Source organism: Streptosporangium sp. NPDC049248 (assembly GCF_040678965.1).
Classification (GTDB): Bacteria; Actinomycetota; Actinomycetes; order Streptosporangiales; family Streptosporangiaceae; genus Streptosporangium; species Streptosporangium fukuiense.
On sequence record NZ_JBFAQY010000013.1, the window covers coordinates 107,887 to 123,824 of the forward strand.

The 15,938-nt window shown below is 70.9% G+C and carries 17 protein-coding genes and 1 riboswitch; of the genes, 8 read left to right on the top strand and 9 right to left on the bottom strand.

Going from position 1 to position 15,938, the window contains the following annotated elements:
• Window positions 1-219: 219 nt before the first annotated feature.
• The 3 genes from AB0K21_RS23850 to AB0K21_RS23860 form a co-directional block, all read right to left on the bottom strand.
• Window positions 220-648 carry an OsmC family protein gene (locus tag AB0K21_RS23850; RefSeq protein ID WP_364153240.1) on the bottom strand — a complete coding sequence of 143 codons (429 nt, stop codon included), beginning with the start codon at window positions 646-648 and terminating at the stop codon, window positions 220-222.
• A 101-nt stretch (window positions 649-749) separates the two neighbouring features.
• Entirely contained in the window at window positions 750-2,369 is a 1,620-nt protein-coding gene (locus AB0K21_RS23855) for an isovaleryl-CoA dehydrogenase (protein WP_364153243.1), read from the bottom strand.
• Window positions 2,370-2,574: 205 nt separating this feature from the next.
• Window positions 2,575-4,023, bottom strand: a complete 1,449-nt coding sequence (locus tag AB0K21_RS23860) for an ankyrin repeat domain-containing protein (RefSeq protein WP_343967479.1) — start codon at window positions 4,021-4,023, stop codon at window positions 2,575-2,577.
• A 187-nt stretch (window positions 4,024-4,210) separates the two neighbouring features.
• On the opposite strand from AB0K21_RS23860, the gene AB0K21_RS23865 reads away from it, so the two are divergent.
• The 3 genes from AB0K21_RS23865 (at window position 4,211) to AB0K21_RS23875 (ending at window position 6,583) form a co-directional block, all read left to right on the top strand.
• Entirely contained in the window at window positions 4,211-4,945 is a 735-nt protein-coding gene (locus AB0K21_RS23865; protein WP_343967477.1) for a DUF1707 domain-containing protein, read from the top strand.
• A 329-nt stretch (window positions 4,946-5,274) separates the two neighbouring features.
• On the top strand, window positions 5,275-5,772 hold the full coding sequence (locus AB0K21_RS23870; protein WP_343967475.1) for a SigE family RNA polymerase sigma factor: 498 nt from the start codon (window positions 5,275-5,277) through the stop codon (window positions 5,770-5,772).
• 1 nt (window position 5,773) lies between these two features.
• Window positions 5,774-6,583 carry a hypothetical protein gene (locus AB0K21_RS23875; protein WP_364153248.1) on the top strand — a complete coding sequence of 270 codons (810 nt, stop codon included), beginning with the start codon at window positions 5,774-5,776 and terminating at the stop codon, window positions 6,581-6,583.
• Between the two features lie 10 nt (window positions 6,584-6,593).
• Here the strand turns inward: AB0K21_RS23875 and AB0K21_RS23880 are convergent, their stop codons facing one another.
• From AB0K21_RS23880 to AB0K21_RS23905, 6 genes are all read right to left on the bottom strand, one after another.
• A complete protein-coding gene (locus AB0K21_RS23880; protein ID WP_343967470.1) occupies window positions 6,594-7,355 on the bottom strand; it encodes a sirohydrochlorin chelatase in 762 nt (253 codons plus the stop codon).
• Entirely contained in the window at window positions 7,352-8,080 is a 729-nt protein-coding gene (locus AB0K21_RS23885; RefSeq protein ID WP_343967467.1) for a phosphoadenylyl-sulfate reductase, read from the bottom strand. The genes AB0K21_RS23880 and AB0K21_RS23885 overlap by 4 nt, the downstream gene beginning before the upstream one ends.
• Before the next feature lie 154 nt (window positions 8,081-8,234).
• Window positions 8,235-8,378: a hypothetical protein gene (locus tag AB0K21_RS23890; protein ID WP_012893136.1), complete on the bottom strand. Its 144-nt coding sequence runs from the start codon at window positions 8,376-8,378 to the stop codon at window positions 8,235-8,237.
• A complete protein-coding gene (locus tag AB0K21_RS23895) occupies window positions 8,375-10,057 on the bottom strand; it encodes a nitrite/sulfite reductase (RefSeq protein WP_343967464.1) in 1,683 nt (560 codons plus the stop codon). Before AB0K21_RS23895 ends, AB0K21_RS23890 begins: the two co-directional genes overlap by 4 nt.
• 148 nt (window positions 10,058-10,205) lie before the next feature.
• The gene (locus AB0K21_RS23900) at window positions 10,206-10,289 is read right to left on the bottom strand and encodes a putative leader peptide (protein WP_350917820.1); all 84 of its coding nucleotides are present in this window, start codon (window positions 10,287-10,289) and stop codon (window positions 10,206-10,208) included.
• A gap of 81 nt (window positions 10,290-10,370) precedes the next feature.
• Entirely contained in the window at window positions 10,371-10,496 is a 126-nt protein-coding gene (locus tag AB0K21_RS23905) for a hypothetical protein (RefSeq protein WP_343967462.1), read from the bottom strand.
• A 72-nt stretch (window positions 10,497-10,568) separates the two neighbouring features.
• Between AB0K21_RS23905 and AB0K21_RS23910 the strand changes: the two genes are divergently transcribed.
• From AB0K21_RS23910 to rsgA, 5 genes are all read left to right on the top strand, one after another.
• Window positions 10,569-11,405, top strand: coding sequence for a TIGR03084 family metal-binding protein (locus AB0K21_RS23910; RefSeq protein ID WP_343967460.1), 837 nt, complete (start codon window positions 10,569-10,571; stop codon window positions 11,403-11,405).
• A 180-nt stretch (window positions 11,406-11,585) separates the two neighbouring features.
• Window positions 11,586-11,984: a YccF domain-containing protein gene (locus AB0K21_RS23915; protein ID WP_343967458.1), complete on the top strand. Its 399-nt coding sequence runs from the start codon at window positions 11,586-11,588 to the stop codon at window positions 11,982-11,984.
• Between the two features lie 77 nt (window positions 11,985-12,061).
• A complete protein-coding gene (locus AB0K21_RS23920; protein WP_343967456.1) occupies window positions 12,062-13,075 on the top strand; it encodes a YihY/virulence factor BrkB family protein in 1,014 nt (337 codons plus the stop codon).
• An 8-nt stretch (window positions 13,076-13,083) separates the two neighbouring features.
• A riboswitch (ZMP/ZTP riboswitch) is annotated at window positions 13,084-13,167 on the top strand.
• 32 nt (window positions 13,168-13,199) lie between these two features.
• Window positions 13,200-14,456 (top strand): serine hydroxymethyltransferase, encoded by a 1,257-nt coding sequence (gene glyA, locus AB0K21_RS23925; protein ID WP_343967454.1) that lies wholly within the window; start codon window positions 13,200-13,202, stop codon window positions 14,454-14,456.
• A gap of 335 nt (window positions 14,457-14,791) precedes the next feature.
• Complete coding sequence (gene rsgA, locus AB0K21_RS23930; RefSeq protein ID WP_364153256.1) at window positions 14,792-15,910, top strand: ribosome small subunit-dependent GTPase A; 1,119 nt, start codon at window positions 14,792-14,794, stop codon at window positions 15,908-15,910.
• Window positions 15,911-15,938: the final 28 nt, after the last annotated feature.

Genomic DNA, 15,938 nt, shown 5'->3' on the forward strand with positions numbered 1-15,938 from the left:
TTATGGCGGTGTTGAGGAGCTTTGTCCTAGTCTCTCTGCGCGTCGTCCGTACGCGGTCCGTGGCCGTTTCGTGACCACGCGTGCCCTGTGGGGCACGCGTGGTCACGCGGACGCGGTGATCAACCAGGCGGTGACCACCCGGTGAGCGGGCCGGCCGCGATCAGCCCGATCATGCCCGGTGGGTCGTGACCGGACACGACCGTGGGCGGTCGGCCGCGATCAGCTCAGCAGCTCGGCGTTGAGGCTGATCGTGGTGCCCGTGAGGGCCTTGCTCACCGGGCAGTTCGCCTTGGCCTTCTCGGCCGCCTCCTGGAACTGCTCGGCGGTCAGGCCGTCGACCTGGGCGCGGACCGAGATGACGATCCCGGTGATGCCCTCACCCGGCTGGAAGGTCACGTCGGCCTTGGTCTCCACGGTCTGCGGCGGGGTGCCCGCCTGGGCCAGCCCGTGGGACAGGGCCATCGAGAAGCACGAGGAGTGCGCGGCCGCGATGAGCTCCTCCGGAGAGGTCTTGCCGTTTGCCTGCTCGGCGCGCGAGGGCCAGGACACGTCGAACGTGCCCACCCCGGAGGAGTCGAGGGAGACGCTGCCCGCGCCCTCCATCAGCGAGCCCTTCCACTGGGTCGTCGCGGTACGTGTCGTCGCCATGGCGATCATCCTTTCGATCATGAAGAGTCAACCAGGACCGACCCTACTCGCCTCCCCGGAGGCAATGCCCGAACGGCCCCGCGACGCACGCCGGAGGCGGGTCAGTAGGAGGCGCGCTCGACGAGGACGTCCAGGTCCAGGCCGGGGGGAAGCGTGCCGAAGGCGCGGCCCGCGTCGCCGGACAGCCGGGAGACGCAGAAGGCGTCGGCGACGGCCGTCGGCGCCAGCCGGACGAGCAGCGACCCCTGCAGTACCAGGGCCATGTCCTCGGCGACGCGCCGGGCGCGGGCCTCGATGTCCGTCGTGTCGTCCAGGGACTTGCGCAGCCGGTCGACGGCCGCGTCCAGGTGGCGGTCGGCGCCGGAGGCGAGCGAGACCTCGGCGAAGAACGCCTCCTGCGCCTCGGGCTCGCGCCCCAGGGCGCGCAGCACGTCCAGTGCCGCGACGTTCCCCGAGCCCTCCCAGATGCCGTTGAGCGGCGACTCGCGGAACAGCCGGGGCATCTGCGACTCCTCGACGTAGCCGTTGCCGCCCAGGCACTCCAGCGCCTCGGCCGCGTGCATTGGAGCGCGCTTGCAGATCCAGTACTTGCTCACGGCCAGCGCGGTGCGGCGCAGCGCGGCCTCGGCCCGGTCCCCGGCGATGGCCCGGTCGGTGGCGCCGGCCAGCCGCGTCATCAGGACGGTCGCCGCCTCCGACTCCAGGGACAGGTCGGCCAGCACGTTGCGCATCAGCGGCTGGTCGGCGAGCTTCCTGCCGAACGCGGCGCGCTGCCCGGCGTGGTGGACCGCCTGCGTGACGCCGTACCGCAGGCCGGCCGCGGAGCCGATCACGCAGTCCAGCCGGGTCATGTTGACCATCTCCAGGATGGTCCGCACGCCCCGGCCCTCCTCGCCCACCAGATGGGCCGTCGCGCCGTGGTACTCCACCTCGGCGCTGGCGTTGGACCGGTTGCCCAGCTTGTCCTTCAGCCGCATCAGCCGGACGGCGTTGCGGGTGCCGTCCGGCAGGATCCGGGGGAGCAGGAAGCACGACAGCCCGCCGGGGGCCTGGGCGAGAACCAGGAACACGTCGCACATCGGGGCGGAGTTGAACCACTTGTGCCCGGTCAGCAGGTAGCTTCCGTCGCTCAGCGGCTCGGCGCGGGTGGTGCCGGCCCGCACGTCCGAGCCGCCCTGCTTCTCGGTCATCGCCATCCCGGCGAGCACGCCGCGCTTGCCCAGCGGCGGGCGCAGCCCGAAGTCGTAGCTCCGCGAGGCCAGCAGCGGCTCCCACTCGGCGGCGAGCACCGGGCTGTGGCGCAGCGCGGCGATCGACGCGTAGGTCATCGAGATCGGGCAGCCGTGCCCCGCCTCGACCTGGCTCCAGAGATAGAACTTGGCGGCGCGGGCCACATGCGCGCCCGGCCTGGCGCTCGTCCACGGGGTGGCGTGCATGCCGTTGCCGACGGCGACGGTCATCAGCTCGTGCCAGGCGGGGTGGAACTCCACCTCGTCGATCCGCCGCCCGTACCTGTCATGGGTGCGCAGCACGGGCGGATGCTCGTTCGCCAGCCGTCCCCACTCCTGGGCCTGCTCGGAACCGGCGAGGAGACCGAGCCTGCGCAGTTCCCCCGTGGCCCATCCCGCGCCCTCCCGGTCCACGCCGTCCATGAGGGCGGCGTCGGCGGACACGTCGTGCCCGGTGAGCGGATCTGCCTGGTTGAAGACGTCATGGGTCACGTGGGGCCTCCGGTGAACTCATCCGGCCCGTCGCCGGCTCCTGTGCCTATCTCAACATCCCTCCGGAGTATTGGCGCACTTGATTGTGGCGCTATGTCCGACTTTCGCGTGGAGTTGGCGGGGATGGTCTCCCGGAACGGTCTCCCGCCGTACGCGTCCTCCGCCCCGGCACCGGCCGTGCGGAGTCGCGCGCACGGCTCGTGGCTCAGAGGTTCTTGACCAGGTCGCGGACGTAGTCGTCGTCCTCGTCGCTCTCGGCGAGCACGCGGTCGGCGCCCCGCTGGGCGCGGGCGTCCCCCCGGGTGGCAAGACCGCGGGTGGCCTCGGCGACAGTGTTCAGATCCTCGTCGTCGAGCCTGGCGGCCAGCGCGTCGCGGATCGGCTCACTGTCCTGCGCCAGACCCGCCAGGCCCATGGTCGCCCAGTCGCGTACCTCCGCGTCGGGGTCCTCGGTCATCGAGATGAGCAGCGCGAGCCCCTCGGCGTGGCCGGACGGCAGGACGGCGGCCAGCGCGGCGGGGTCGGCCTGGGTGCGGGTCCAGCCGTCGGAGGTGATGATCTCCAGCACCTCGGGCAGGGCGCGCGGGTCGGCGTGGTGACCGAGCGCGCCGAGCACCGAGCGCAGCACCCGCTCGTCGCCCTCGGTGGCCGCCATCCGCCGCAGGATCGGCAGCGTCTCCTCCAGGAAGGGCTTCTCGTCCTCGGTGAAGCCGAACTCGGCGAGCACGTCGACGGCGAACTCCCGCTTGCGCGGATCCTCAGCTGCGCACAGCCGCGCCGCCGCGTCGAAGGTCTCGCCGTCGCCGCGCCGGCTCAGCGAGCTCGCCACGGTCCACCAGGTCTCGGCCTCCTCGTCGATGTCGCGGTAGGGCATCGCCCGCTCGACCATCTCCTCGAAGGGCAACCGCTCGCCCGTCGCGTCCTCCAGCAGGGTCGCGACGGCCGCGTGCCCGCGCTGGCAGGTGAGCTCGGCCACCCGGGTCCCGTCCGGGCCGGCCGCCGCGACGGTCACCAGGTCGGTGCCGTCCGTGGCCCGGCTGCGGCCCACGACGAACTGCGAGCCCTCGGGGGCCTGCTCGGTGAGCTGCTCGAGAAGCGCGCTCTCCAACTGGGTGCCGAGCCAGTCGTAGGCGATGGACAGCGGCGTGTCGCCGTCGCCGTCGGGCCGGTCGGCCTCGGCGCCGGCCTCCAGCAGCGTGCGCACGACGCCCAGGGCGCCGCGCCGGGTGGCCAGGGTGAGCGCGGTGTCGCCACCCTCGTTGGCGTCCTCGGCGTCCGCCCCGGCCGCGAGCAGCGTACGGACGGCGTCGGCCCGCCCGTTGGCGGCGGCCCAGAGCACGGCTGTCCACCCGTCGGCCTCCCGCCCGGACACGTCGGCCCCGGCGGCCAGCAGCGCCTCCACGGTCTCGACGCGGTCCCAGGCCGAGGCGGCGCACAGGGGCAGCCCCGCGTCCTGTCCGCCGCTGATCCGGTTGGGGTCGGCTCCGTGGGACAGCAGTGCGCGCACGATGGCCACGCGCCCCGTGCCCGATGCCAGGTACAGGGCGGTGGGCTCTTCCGCGCCGCCGGGGTCGGCGCTCGTCCCGTTCTGCAGCAGCCGCTCGACCCGCTCGGCGTCGTTACCCGTCACCGCGTCCAGGAGTTCTCGGTACATGCCTACGGATCCTATTGCCTGCCTCGGGGAGGAGGCCGTGCAGCGGCCGTGACGCCCGGCACGGTGCCCCGCGTCGCCGTATGGTGGACGGGGTGCCCGGTGAGGGGGCGTCGGCAGGTGCGGACGCACCATGCTTCCTACCTTCTGGGGATCCTCTATCCAGACAACTCGCGATATGTTGTGAGTCATGAATGATCCTGGGGAAATGCGGGTCTCGGACGCCGAGCGGGAGGCCGCCGTCGAATGGCTGCGGGTCGCCTCCGTCGAGGGACGGCTGACCCTCGGTGAGCTGACCGAGCGCACCGAGGCGGCCTACACCGCCCTCACCCAGGCCGAACTGGCCGTGCTCACCGCGGACCTGCCAGGTGGTCACCCGGCGCCCGCCCCCGCCTACCCTCCGGCCGAGGCCGAGCGGGGCGGCGCGGCGCGCCGCTGGTTCGTGGCGGTGATGGGCAGCTCCAAGCGGCGTGGTACCTGGCGGATCGACAAGCCGCTCGGCGCCGTCGCCGTGATGGGCGACGTCGTGCTGGACCTGCGCCAGGCCGAGGTCCGCACCGGGGTGGTCGACATCATGGCCACCGCGATCATGGGCGATGTGAAGATCATCGTCCCGGACGGCGTGGACGTCGAGCTCGACGGCATCGCCATCATGGGGGACAAGAAGGTCCAGGTGATCGAGGCGCCCCCGGGCACGAACGTGCCGATCGTCCGGGTCAAGGCCTACGTCCTCATGGGGGACATCAAGGTGGTCGGAGACTCGCGGGCCAAGCCCCTCAAGAAGAAGTGGGCCGCCTGGCGGGAGCAGTGGGACCAGATGCGCGGCGAACTGCCCGGTGAGGCACACCGCCACCAGATCCACCCGCCCCCCCAGCCCTGGAGCTCAGCGCACCCTCCCCGGCCGCCCAGGCTGCCCGGCCACTGACGGACGTCCCCCCACCCGCGCGGCCTCTCATCTGCCCCGCGCCGCTCGGCGCCGGGTCACTCCCGGCCCGCGGCACGACCGAGCGCGCCTCGGGCCGCTCCGTACCCGGACCGCGCCACTCAGCCGCCACTCAGCGCCACTCAGCGCCACTCAGCGCCACTCTGGGGCCCGCCCGCCGCACCGCGCCGCGTGGCCGTGCGCCCGGCCGCCTCTGTCCCCGTCCGGGACCCCTTCCCGCGCCCCGGCGGGTGAGTTTCCGGACGCGTGCAACGTCTCGGGGCGTCCGGAGCGTAGTGATCGGTGACAACACCGAGCAGGGAGGACCCCCGATGCGAGACCGGGCCGACTTCGAGCGCTACGTGGAGCAGTGCTCGGCCCGCCTGCTGCGGACCGCCTACCTGCTGTGCCGCGACTGGGGCACGGCGGAGGACCTGCTGCAGACGGCCCTGGCCAAGGCGTGGCTCGCCTGGCGGAGAGTGGGCGACGATCCGGACCCCTACGTCTACCGCATCCTGGCCAACACCCATGCCAGCTGGTGGCGGCGCAGGTGGCGGGGGGAGGTGCCGAGCGCGGACCTCCCCGAGACGCCGGACGAGGCCGCGGAGGACGCGGTGGCCGGCCGGGAGGCGGTCAGGCAGATGCTGGCCGGGCTTCCCGGCAGGCAGCGGGCCGTGATCGTGCTGCGTTACTTCGCCGACCTGCCCGACCAGCAGATCGCCGAGATCCTCGGCTGCTCGGTGCCGACGGTGCGCAGCCAGGCCAGCCGCGCACTGTGCAAACTGCGGGTCGATCCCGCGACCGCCGCCGCGATCACCACGGGGAGCTGAGATGACGATCACCGAGTCCGAACTGCGCGAGATCCTGGCCGGAGACAGGGGTGAGGATCACAACAGGGGCGTGGCCGTCGCCGACGTCCACCGGCGCGTCCGCGCGATCAGGCGCCGCCGCTGGGGCGCGGCCGGTGCGGCCGCGGCCGCCCTCACCGTGGCGGTGGCACTCAACGTCCTCCCCGGCGGTGGCACCGCGAACGGCACCGATGTCTGGACCGGAGTCATGGCCCGGCCGTCCGCCGACATGCCGACCACGTCACAGCCGTTTGGCGAGCCCTACCCCGGGCGCGAGGTCGTGACCCGCGGCTACCACACAGGTGGAACCCGTGAGGAATTCCGGATCGGAGCCGGGATCAGCCCGATGACGGTGAAGGTCCACTGCTCGGGGCCGCTGCGGCGGGCGATCGTCTGGGTCGACGACGGCCCTCCCAGAAGGCAGCTCTGCGGAACCGGTCCCGACGGATTCACCATGGAGGTCCTGTGGGAGAGCTGGAACGACGAGCCTGCCAGGGGCGCGGAGAGCCCGGCGGCCGGTGAGCGGGTCGTGTCCGCGGTCGTGCTGCCCGGCGAGGTCGACAGGGCGGGCAGGACGGTCAACGAACTGATCGAGGGGATGGACGGCTACTTCGAGGGCTGGGAGGAGGAGCTCGCCGGAGCCGAGCCCTTCCCGCTCAGCTGGTCGCTCAGCGTGAGGGGGATAGCCTTCCCGGCCTGCCGGGACAATGTGCGCCAGGTTGACCCGAGAACCGGGAAGGTGGTCCTGCTGCGCTGTGAGGGCGAGGCCACCGTGCCCCCGAACCCCTCCTGACCCGGCGGGATCAGGCGGTGGCGAGCGCCCTTCGCCGGTGTGCGGCCCGGTCGTAGCGCTCCAGCAGTACCGTCGCGAGCTCCGGGGCGGCGCCCAGCACGTCGGCGACGACGTCGGCGCCCGCGGCCAGGGTCTCACGGCGGATCTTGTCGGCGAAGTGGCCGGGGGCCAGCAGGTAGGGGGCGACGACGATCCTGGCGGCCCCGGAGCGCCGCAGGCGCAGCACCGCCTCCTTCGGAGTGGGACCCGCGGCCGAGGCGTAGGCGGCGCTCACCGACCGCCAGCCGCGCCGCGTCGCCCAGTCTCCGGCGATCCGGGCGATCGTCGCGTTGGCCCGCGGGTCGCTGGAGCCGGCCGAGACCAGCACCACGGCGGTGCCCGTCTCGCCGGGCTCCACCCCCGCCTCGGCCAGGCGCCGCTCCAGCGCGGTGACCAGCAGCGGGTGCGGGCCCAAGGTGGCGCCCGCGTGCACGCGCAGCAGGGGCCGGCGGGCCGTCGCCTCGGCCAGCGCGCCGGGGATGTCGACCCGGCTGTGGTAGGCCTCGGTGAGCAGCAGCGGCAGCACCACCGCCTCGGTCAGACCCGACAGCGCCGCGGGGAGCGTCGGGGCGGCGTGGTCGAGGTAGGCGGTGCGCACCGGGAGTTCCGGGCGCGCGTCCCGTACCAGGTCGAGCAGGTCCTCCACGGTCGCGGCGGCGCGCGGGTCACGGGACCCGTGCGCCACCGCGATCAGCGGTGTCACGGAAGCGGCGCCGGGGGAGCGCCACGTCATACGTGCAGCCCGCACTCGGTCTTGCCCATGCCGGCCCAGCGACCGCTGCGCGGGTCCTCCCCGGGAGCGACCTGGCGGGTGCAGGGGGCGCAGCCGATCGAGGGGTAGTTGTCATAGTGCAGCGGGTTGATCAGCACTCCGTTGTCGGCCATGTAGTTGTCGACGTCGTCCTGTGACCAGCCGGCGATCGGGTTGATCTTGACCATCTGGCGCTTGGCGTCCCACTCCACGACCTTGACACCGGAGCGGGTGGCCGCCTCGTCGCGACGGATACCGGAGACCCAGGCCAGGTAGGGCTCCAGCGCGCGATTGAGCGGCTCGACCTTGCGCAGGTAGCAGCAGAGGTCGGGGTTGCGTCCGAACAGGCGCGGCCCCAGGTCGCGCTCCTGCTCCGCGACGGTCCGGGACGGCTGCACGTTGATCACGTTCACGTCATAGACCTGCTGGACCGCGTCACGGGTGCCGATCGTCTCGGCGAAGTGGTAACCGGTGTCGATGAACAGCACGTCCACGCCGGGCTTGACCCGGCTGACCAGGTCGATCAGCAGGGCGTCGGCCATGGAGGCGGTCAGGCAGAGCCGGTCGCCGAAGGTCGCCGCCGCCCAGCGGATGATCTCCAGGGCCGAGGCGTCCGCCAGGAACCGGGAGGCCGACTCGACGATGTCCTGCAGCTCGAACGCGCTCCGCTGCTGCCGTAACCCGATCTCGATGTCCACCAGTGTCATCGCTCGTTCACCCAATCCTCATTCGCCCCGCGGAGCGGTGCGCTCGTCGCGCCGGAACTCGCCGTCTGGACCGTGCGGCTCGCGAGGGCATCGTCGGCTCTCGCGCCGGCTCTCGCGCCGGCTCTCGCGTGGACCGCGTCGGATTCGCCGCGCGTCACGAGCGCACCCCGATTCCGAGAAACTTCAACTTGAAGGCACGTACGCACGACCGGCAGTACCAGCCGCCGTCGCCCTCGTAGGGCTCCAGGTCCTCCTCGCCGCAGTATGGGCAGTGGAAGGGAACCGCTCGCTCGCTCATTTCAGGTCCGCGTCGTCGGCGCGCTGCACCCAGTCGGAGAAGGTCTCGTCGTCCTTCTTCTGCTCCTCGAAGTTGCGCAGCACCCGCTCCACGTAGTCGGGAAGCTCCTCGGAGGTGGTCTTCAGGCCGCGGACCTTGCGGCCGAAGCCCGGGTTGACACCCAGCGAGCCGCCCAGGTGCACCTGGAAGCCCTCGACCTGCTCGCCCTTGTCGTTGACGACGAGCTGGCCCTTCAGGCCGATGTCGGCGACCTGGATGCGCGCGCAGGAGTTGGGGCAGCCGTTGACGTTGATGGTCAGCGGGTTCTTGAAATCGGGCAGCCGCTGTTCCAGCTCGTCGATCAGGTCGGCCGCGGTGGCCTTGGTCTCGACGATGGCCAGCTTGCAGAACTCGATCCCGGTGCACGCCATGGTCTGGCGCCGGAAGGTGGAGGGGTTGACCTGCAGGTCGCCGGCCTCCAGCTCGGCGACGAGGCTGTCGACCTGGTCGGGGGCCACGTCGAGGATGACCATCTTCTGCTCGACGGTGGTGTGCACCCGGTTGGAACCGTGCCGCTCGGCGATGTCGGCGATCAGGTGCAGCTTGTCACCGTCCAGGCGGCCGACCTTCGGCGCGAAGCCGACGTAGAAGTTGCCGTCCTTCTGCGGGAAGACGCCCACGTGGTCCCTGCGGCCGCCGCGCGGCTGCTCGGGCGCGGGGCCGTCGGGCAGGGCGTGGCCGAGGTACTCCGTCTCCAGGATCTCCCTGAACTTCTCCGCGCCCCAGTCGTTGATCAGGAACTTGATCCGGGCCCGGTGCCGCAGGCGGCGGTAGCCGTAGTCGCGGAAGATGCCGATCACGCCGCCGTAGGCGGGGGCGACCTGCTCGGGGGTGAGGAAGACCCCCAGCCGCTTGCCGAGCATCGGGTTGGTGGACAGGCCGCCGCCCACCCAGAGGTCGAAGCCCCGCTCGCCCTTGTCGTTCACGACGCCCACGAACGCCACGTCGTTGATCTCGTGCACGGTGCAGTGCGCCGGGCACCCGCTCACCGCCGCCTTGAACTTGCGCGGCAGGTTGGAGAAGGCGGGGTCGCCGATGTAGGTGTCGTGGATCTCCTGGATCTGCGCGGAGCCGTCGATGACCTCGTCGGTGTCGATCCCGGCCAGCGGGCAGCCCAGGATGACGCGCGGGGTGTCGCCACAGGCCTCCGTGGTGGACAGGCCCACCGACTCCAGGCGCTCCCAGATGTCGGGGACGGCCTCGATCTCGATCCAGTGGAGCTGGATGTTCTGCCGGTCGGTGACGTCGGCGGTGCCCCGGCCGTAGAGGTTGGAGATGTCGGCGATGACCCGCAGCTGCGCCAGGTCGAGCCGGCCGCCGTCGATCCTGACCCGGAGCATGAAGTAGCGGTCGTCGAGCTCCTCCGGCTCCAGGATCGCGGTCTTGCCGCCGTCGATCCCGGGCTTGCGCTGGGTGTAGAGACCGAACCAGCGCATCCGGCCACGCAGGTCGGAGGGGTCGATGGAGTCGAAGCCCCGCTTGGAGTAGATGTCGATGATCCGCTGACGGACGTTGAGCCCGTCATCGTTCTTCTTGTTCTCCTCGTTCTTGTTCAACGGTTCGCGGTAACCGAGAGCCCACTGACCTTCGCCACGCGGGCGCTTGTGGTGTCGGTTGACCGGCCGGGCCGGGGTCGTCATGTGCGCGTCCTTTTTGAGGCTCGATGGGATGATTTCCGGACGCGCACGGGCGGCACCTCCCGCCTCGTCGTTGAGTGCGGGGGTCGATTACTCAGAGGAGGACGCCTGTTACGCGGCCGAGCTGGGTGAAATCAGCAGAGGGCGACGGTTAACGGACGTCACAACAGATGGCACTGCGGACACGCAGAAGGTCGACGTGGCGTCGCACGACGAGCAATGGGTCCGCTGGCATGTCACCGACGATACCTTGGTGACACTGGATGTCCAATGTCGGGTCCACAATCTGGACGCGAAGCCGAGATCCGGGCCCGGTTCACCCCTGGCGCGGCCAGCCCAGCGCCGGCTCCCTGGGCCTGTCGGCGGGCTTGTGCTGGCAGTCGCACCACGAGCCACCCCGGCACTTCTCGTGCCGCCGCGCCTTGCACTCCTGGCAGATCATGCTTCCATTCTGCGCTGTTCCCTCTAGAACATCGCTCGGTTACCCTGGCCTTGGCCGGAACAGGGAGGCGCCATGGGCCTGGTGGACGAACTGCTGGCGGATCTGCGCGCCGAGACGGCCGAACTCGACGCGATGATCGGAAGGCTCGGCGCGCAGGAGTGGGAGCTGGCCACTCCGGCCGAGGGCTGGATGGTGCGCGACCAGATCAGCCATCTCGCCTGGTTCGACGACGCCGCCACCGTCTCCGCCACCGACCCCGACGGTTTCCGCGCCGCCCTGCCCGCCCTCCTGGCCCGCGGCGACTCCGCGGTGGACGAGCTCGCGGTCGCCTCGCGCAGCCTGGCCGCCGGCCAGATACACGACTGGTTCCGCGAGGCCAGGGCCCGCGGTCTGGAGGCCTTCGCCCGGCTGGACGCCGGTGCCAGGCTGCCCTGGTACGGACCCGACATGTCGGTCGCCTCCTTCGTCACCGCGCGCCTGATGGAGACCTGGGCTCACGGGCAGGACGTGGCGGACGCGCTCGGCGTCACGCGCGTGCCGACCACCAGGCTCAGGCACGTGGCGACGCTCGGGGTACGCGCCATGCCGTACGGCTTCGCGGTGCGCGGCCTGAAGCCGCCGGCGCGGCCGGTGCGGGTGGAGCTGACCATGCCCGACGGATCGTCGTGGGCGGCCGGGCCCTCGGGCGTCCCCGACCTGGTCCGCGGCACCATGATCGACTTCTGCCTCCTGGTGGTCCAGCGCCGCCACCTCGCCGACACGTCCCTGCTGGTACGCGGTGAGACCGCGAGGGCCTGGACAGCGGTCGCGCAGGCCTTCGCCGGCCCCCCGGGCAAGGGAAGAGCCCCCCTCGACCAAGGAGAGAGCCGAACACAAGGTCACACCAACCGGACCGAGGACCCCTTGTAAGGGACGCGTCCGCCCTCACGGCGGAGGGACCACCCGTGAGGCCGCGCCGGGTACTGGACTGAGGAGAGCGGGGTTGCGAGGAACGAGCGGCCCCGGTCGACGAGGGAAGGAGCCGGGTAAGAGCGGCCGAACCGCGACGCGTTAGCGTCGCCATAGGCACTGTCTGACATGCTCGTGAATATGCGGACTTTGTTGAACGTCATCTGGTTGGTCTTCGCGGGAATCTGGTTGGCGATCGGCTATGTCCTCGCGGGCATCGTCTGCTGTGTGCTGATCATCACGATCCCGTTCGGTATCGCGTCGTTCCGGATCGCCGCCTACGCGCTGTGGCCCTTCGGCCGGACCGTGGTGCGCGACCCCGAGGCGGGGGTGATGTCCACCATCGGCAATGTGATCTGGTTCGTCGTGGCCGGGATCTGGCTGGCGATCGGGCACCTGCTGACCTCGATCCCGCTCTTCCTGTCGATCATCGGAATCCCGCTGGGCCTCGCCAACCTCAAGCTGATTCCCATCTCCCTGCTGCCGCTGGGCGCCCGTATCGTCGACAGCGACGACGCCCAGGCGTTTTACCACAGATAGCCCGGGCAGGCGGGTGAGATTCGATCGTTGCCCGCCTGGCTCGTGATCAAGCACGGCTAGGAATACCGTTGTGTGGCATGACGTCCACTGATGCCCCGGCCCAGCGGCCCGAACCCGAGCGGAGCCCTTCGCGCGGGCCCGGGACATGGCTGCACACGGGTCTCGGGTGGATCCGCGGCACGGATGTCTGGACCCGGCTGCTGGCGATGCTCGCGTGGATTCGCGGAACCGACCTGTGGGCGCTGGTCACCGCCACCACGAACGCGGGCGTCACCTACCGGGTCACCGGCCTGGCGGGGGAGGCGGCCTTCTTCGCGCTGCTGTCGCTGCCGCCGTTCATGCTCGGCCTGATCGGCGTGCTCGGCCAGCTGACCCGGGTGTTCGGCCCCGAGACCGTCAAGAACGTCAGCGACTGGATCGACCAGCAGGCCCACCTGCTCTTCACGGACAACGCCGTCGACACCGTCGTCACCCCGCTCATCGAGGACGTGTTGAAGCCCGAGAACCAGGTCTCGCTGATCTCCCTGGGCTTTCTGCTCGCGCTCTGGTCGGGCTCGCGGGCGCTGTTCGTCTACGTCGACCTGATCTCGGTCGCCTACGGCCTCGGCGAGGAGCGGGGCATCATCCGCACCCGCCTGATGTCCTTCGGGTTCTATCTCGCGGGCCTGCTGATCGGGCTGGTGGTGATGCCCGTGCTCGTTCTGGGACCCGTCGCGCTGCGCGGCGCCCTGCCGACCGACTACGCCCCGCTGGTCGACGTCCTCTACTGGCCGGTGGTCGTCATCGGCTCGGTGATCTTCCTTACCCTGCTCTACCACGTGAGCGTGCCCGTACGCACGCGCTGGTGGCGGGAGCTGCCCGGAGCGGTGCTCGCCCTCGTCATCTGGATCGTCTGCGCCGCGGTGCTGCGCGCGGTGCTCGCCGCCTGGTTCTCCCCGGTCTCCATCTACGGCTCGCTCGCCGCGCCCATCGCCGTACTGCTCTGGCTCTACATCACCGCGCTGGCCGTGCTCATCGGGGCCACGCTCAACGCCGAGGTCGACCGGCTCTGGCCGGTCGACGGCGCAGGTCGCGCCAGCCGCATGGGTTAGTCCGCTATCGTCTATGCGGCGACTGGCGCATAGGGTGGGAGAGACCACCGGGGAGCTGAAGGGCGAGAAGGCCGAGCGCCTGGGTCTTCACGCGATGTCGACGATGACAGGGGAGTGAAGGCGCATGAGTGCTCTTTCCAGTGTGGATCCGCAGATCGCCGAACTCATCAAGGCCGAGGAGCGGCGGCAGGCCGACACCGTCAAGCTGATCGCTTCGGAGAACTACGTCTCCAAGGCCGTCCTTGAGGCCACCGGCACCGTCCTCACCAACAAGTACTCCGAGGGCTACCCCGGCAAGCGCTACTACGAGGGTCAGCAGGTCATCGACCAGATCGAGACCATCGCCATCGACAGGGCCAAGTCCCTGTTCGGGGTGAACCACGCCAACGTCCAGCCCTATTCGGGCTCGCCCGCCAACCTCGCGATCTACCTGGCCTTCCTGAAGCCGGGCGAGACCGTGATGGGCATGGGCCTGCCCTTCGGCGGCCACCTGACCCACGGCTGGTCGGTCTCGGCCACCGGCAAGTGGTTCAACCCGGTCCGCTACGGGGTTCGCAAGGACACCGGCCGCGTCGACATGGACGAGGTGCGCGAGATCGCCCTCCGTGAGCGACCCAAGGTGATCTTCTGCGGCGGTACCGCGATCCCGCGCACCATCGACTTCCCGGCCTTCGCCGAGATCGCCCGCGAGGTCGGTGCCGTGCTCGCCGCGGACATCGCGCACATCGCGGGCCTGGTGGCCGGTGGCGCCCACCCGTCCCCGGTCGGTTACGCGGACGTCATCTCCACCACCACCCACAAGACCCTGCGCGGGCCCAGGGGCGCCATGCTCATGGCCACCTCCGACGAGCACGCCACCGCCCTCAACAAGGCGGTCTTCCCCGGCCTGCAGGGCGGCCCGCACAACCACACCACCGCGGCCATCGCGGTGGCGCTGAAGGAAGCGGCGACCGACGACTTCAAGGACTACGCCCGCCAGGTCGTCCTGAACGCCAAGGCGCTGGCCGAAGAGCTCAGCGGCCGCGGCTTCGACCTGGTCTCCGGTGGCACCGACAACCACCTCATCCTGTTCGACCTGACCCCCAAGGGCATCGGCGGCAAGCCCGCCGCCCAGGCTCTGGACAAGGCGGGTCTGGAGACCAACTACAACACCGTGCCGTTCGACACGCGCAAGCCGTTCGACCCGTCGGGTATCCGCATCGGCACCGCGGGCGTGACCAGCCGTGGCATGGGTGTCGCCGAGATGCGGCAGATCGGCGCCTGGATCGACCAGGTCGTCACCGCCCTGGCCAAGGACGAGGACGAGGCCAAGCACGTCATCACCCGAGTCCACGGCGAGGTCAGGGAGCTCACCTCCCACTTCCCGGCACCGGGCCTGTGACCGGGCCCTCGCCGGCAGGGCCTGGGGCGCGCCCGGGGCCCTGCCGGCGAGGCTGAACAGATCTTCGAGGGCCGGATCCGTCGGGGCCCCGGGACGTCACGCGTCCCGGGGCCCCGACGCGTTCCCGGGCTACGGCCGAAATGGGTTTGCGCCGGACGGGAGGGGCTGCGCTATGGTTCTCCGGAAGACGTCGTCCGAGAGACGGGCGGTCGTGAGCCACGAGGAGGTGGAGATCATGCGGGTTGTTCTGATGATCATGCCATCCACCAACCTTCGGGTGCCCGCCTAGCCGATTCGTGACGGGGCACCCGACCTTTCAAAAGGGTGTACCCACGTTGTCTTCGCCAATCATCTCTTCATCCGCCGCTCTCACCGCGCTCGGCTGGAACGACTTCTTCGCCGCCGAACTCCCCGCCGGTCTGACTCCCGCCCGGGTGTCCCGCGTCGATCGCGGTGCCGCCGAGGTGCTGTCCGCCGTCGGCCATCTCCGGGCCGACTACGGTGCCCGAGTGCGGCGCGAAGCCGCCGCCGATCCCGTGGCACTGCCCTGCGTCGGTGACTGGGTCGGGCTCCGCCGGCTGTCCGAGGGCCGCTTCGAGCTGGAGGCGCTCCTGCCCCGGCGCACCGCGTTCGTGCGCGGCGGTGTCGGCAGGGTCTCCAGGGGCGGGCTCTCAGGTGACTCACAGGGGCAGGTGCTTGCCGCCAACGTCGATGTCGTCTTCGTCGCCGAACCCGCGCTGCACGCCACCGACACCGCCGATCTGGGCAGGATCGAGCGGCTGCTCGCGCTCGCCTGGGAGAGCGGTGGCCGTCCCGTGGTGCTCGTCACCAAGTCCGATCTGATCGGCGAGGGGCTCGACTTCCTGCTGAGGGAGGTGGCCACGGCGGCGCCGGGGGTGGACGTGCACCCGGTCTGCTCGGTCACCGGGGAGGGGGTCGGCATCGTCCGCGAATACCTTCAGGGCACGCGTACCGCGGTGGTGCTCGGCGCCTCCGGTGCGGGCAAGTCCACGCTCGTCAACGCCCTGGCCGGGGCGGACGTCATGGAGACCCAGCACGTCAGGGCCGGCGACGGCCGGGGGCGTCACACCACCGTGCACCGCGAGCTCATCCCGCTGGCGAAAGGCGGACTGATCATCGATACGCCCGGTATCCGCCGCATCGGCCTGTACGACATGGGCGAGGGCGTGGACATGGTCTTCTCCGACCTGGAGGAACTCGCCGAGCGGTGCAGATTCGGCGACTGCGGCCACGACAGCGAGCCGGGCTGCGCGGTGCTCGCCGCGATCGAGGACGGCACGCTTCCCGAGCGGCGGCTGGAGAGCTGGAACAAGCTGCAGAGGGAGGCCGCCTGGATGGCCTCCAGGAGTGACGCGCGACTCCGCAAGGAACTGCAGAACAAGTGGAAGATCATCCACAAGGAGATGCGGAAGCCGGGCCGCAGCAGGCCGTAAAGGGGAAATGCCCGCCGTGCGGTGGTCT

Coding starts and splice junctions, on each gene's coding strand:
- AB0K21_RS23850 (WP_364153240.1), bottom strand. CDS start 648: ATGGCGACGACACGTACCGCGACGACCCAGTGGAAGGGCTCGCTGATG.
- AB0K21_RS23860 (WP_343967479.1), bottom strand. CDS start 4,023: ATGTACCGAGAACTCCTGGACGCGGTGACGGGTAACGACGCCGAGCGG.
- AB0K21_RS23865 (WP_343967477.1), top strand. CDS start 4,211: ATGAATGATCCTGGGGAAATGCGGGTCTCGGACGCCGAGCGGGAGGCC.
- AB0K21_RS23870 (WP_343967475.1), top strand. CDS start 5,275: ATGCGAGACCGGGCCGACTTCGAGCGCTACGTGGAGCAGTGCTCGGCC.
- AB0K21_RS23875 (WP_364153248.1), top strand. CDS start 5,774: ATGACGATCACCGAGTCCGAACTGCGCGAGATCCTGGCCGGAGACAGG.
- AB0K21_RS23880 (WP_343967470.1), bottom strand. CDS start 7,355: ATGACGTGGCGCTCCCCCGGCGCCGCTTCCGTGACACCGCTGATCGCG.
- AB0K21_RS23885 (WP_343967467.1), bottom strand. CDS start 8,080: ATGACACTGGTGGACATCGAGATCGGGTTACGGCAGCAGCGGAGCGCG.
- AB0K21_RS23890 (WP_012893136.1), bottom strand. CDS start 8,378: ATGAGCGAGCGAGCGGTTCCCTTCCACTGCCCATACTGCGGCGAGGAG.
- AB0K21_RS23895 (WP_343967464.1), bottom strand. CDS start 10,057: ATGACGACCCCGGCCCGGCCGGTCAACCGACACCACAAGCGCCCGCGT.
- AB0K21_RS23900 (WP_350917820.1), bottom strand. CDS start 10,289: ATGCCAGCGGACCCATTGCTCGTCGTGCGACGCCACGTCGACCTTCTG.
- AB0K21_RS23905 (WP_343967462.1), bottom strand. CDS start 10,496: ATGATCTGCCAGGAGTGCAAGGCGCGGCGGCACGAGAAGTGCCGGGGT.
- AB0K21_RS23910 (WP_343967460.1), top strand. CDS start 10,569: ATGGGCCTGGTGGACGAACTGCTGGCGGATCTGCGCGCCGAGACGGCC.
- AB0K21_RS23915 (WP_343967458.1), top strand. CDS start 11,586: ATGCGGACTTTGTTGAACGTCATCTGGTTGGTCTTCGCGGGAATCTGG.
- AB0K21_RS23920 (WP_343967456.1), top strand. CDS start 12,062: ATGACGTCCACTGATGCCCCGGCCCAGCGGCCCGAACCCGAGCGGAGC.
- glyA (WP_343967454.1), top strand. CDS start 13,200: ATGAGTGCTCTTTCCAGTGTGGATCCGCAGATCGCCGAACTCATCAAG.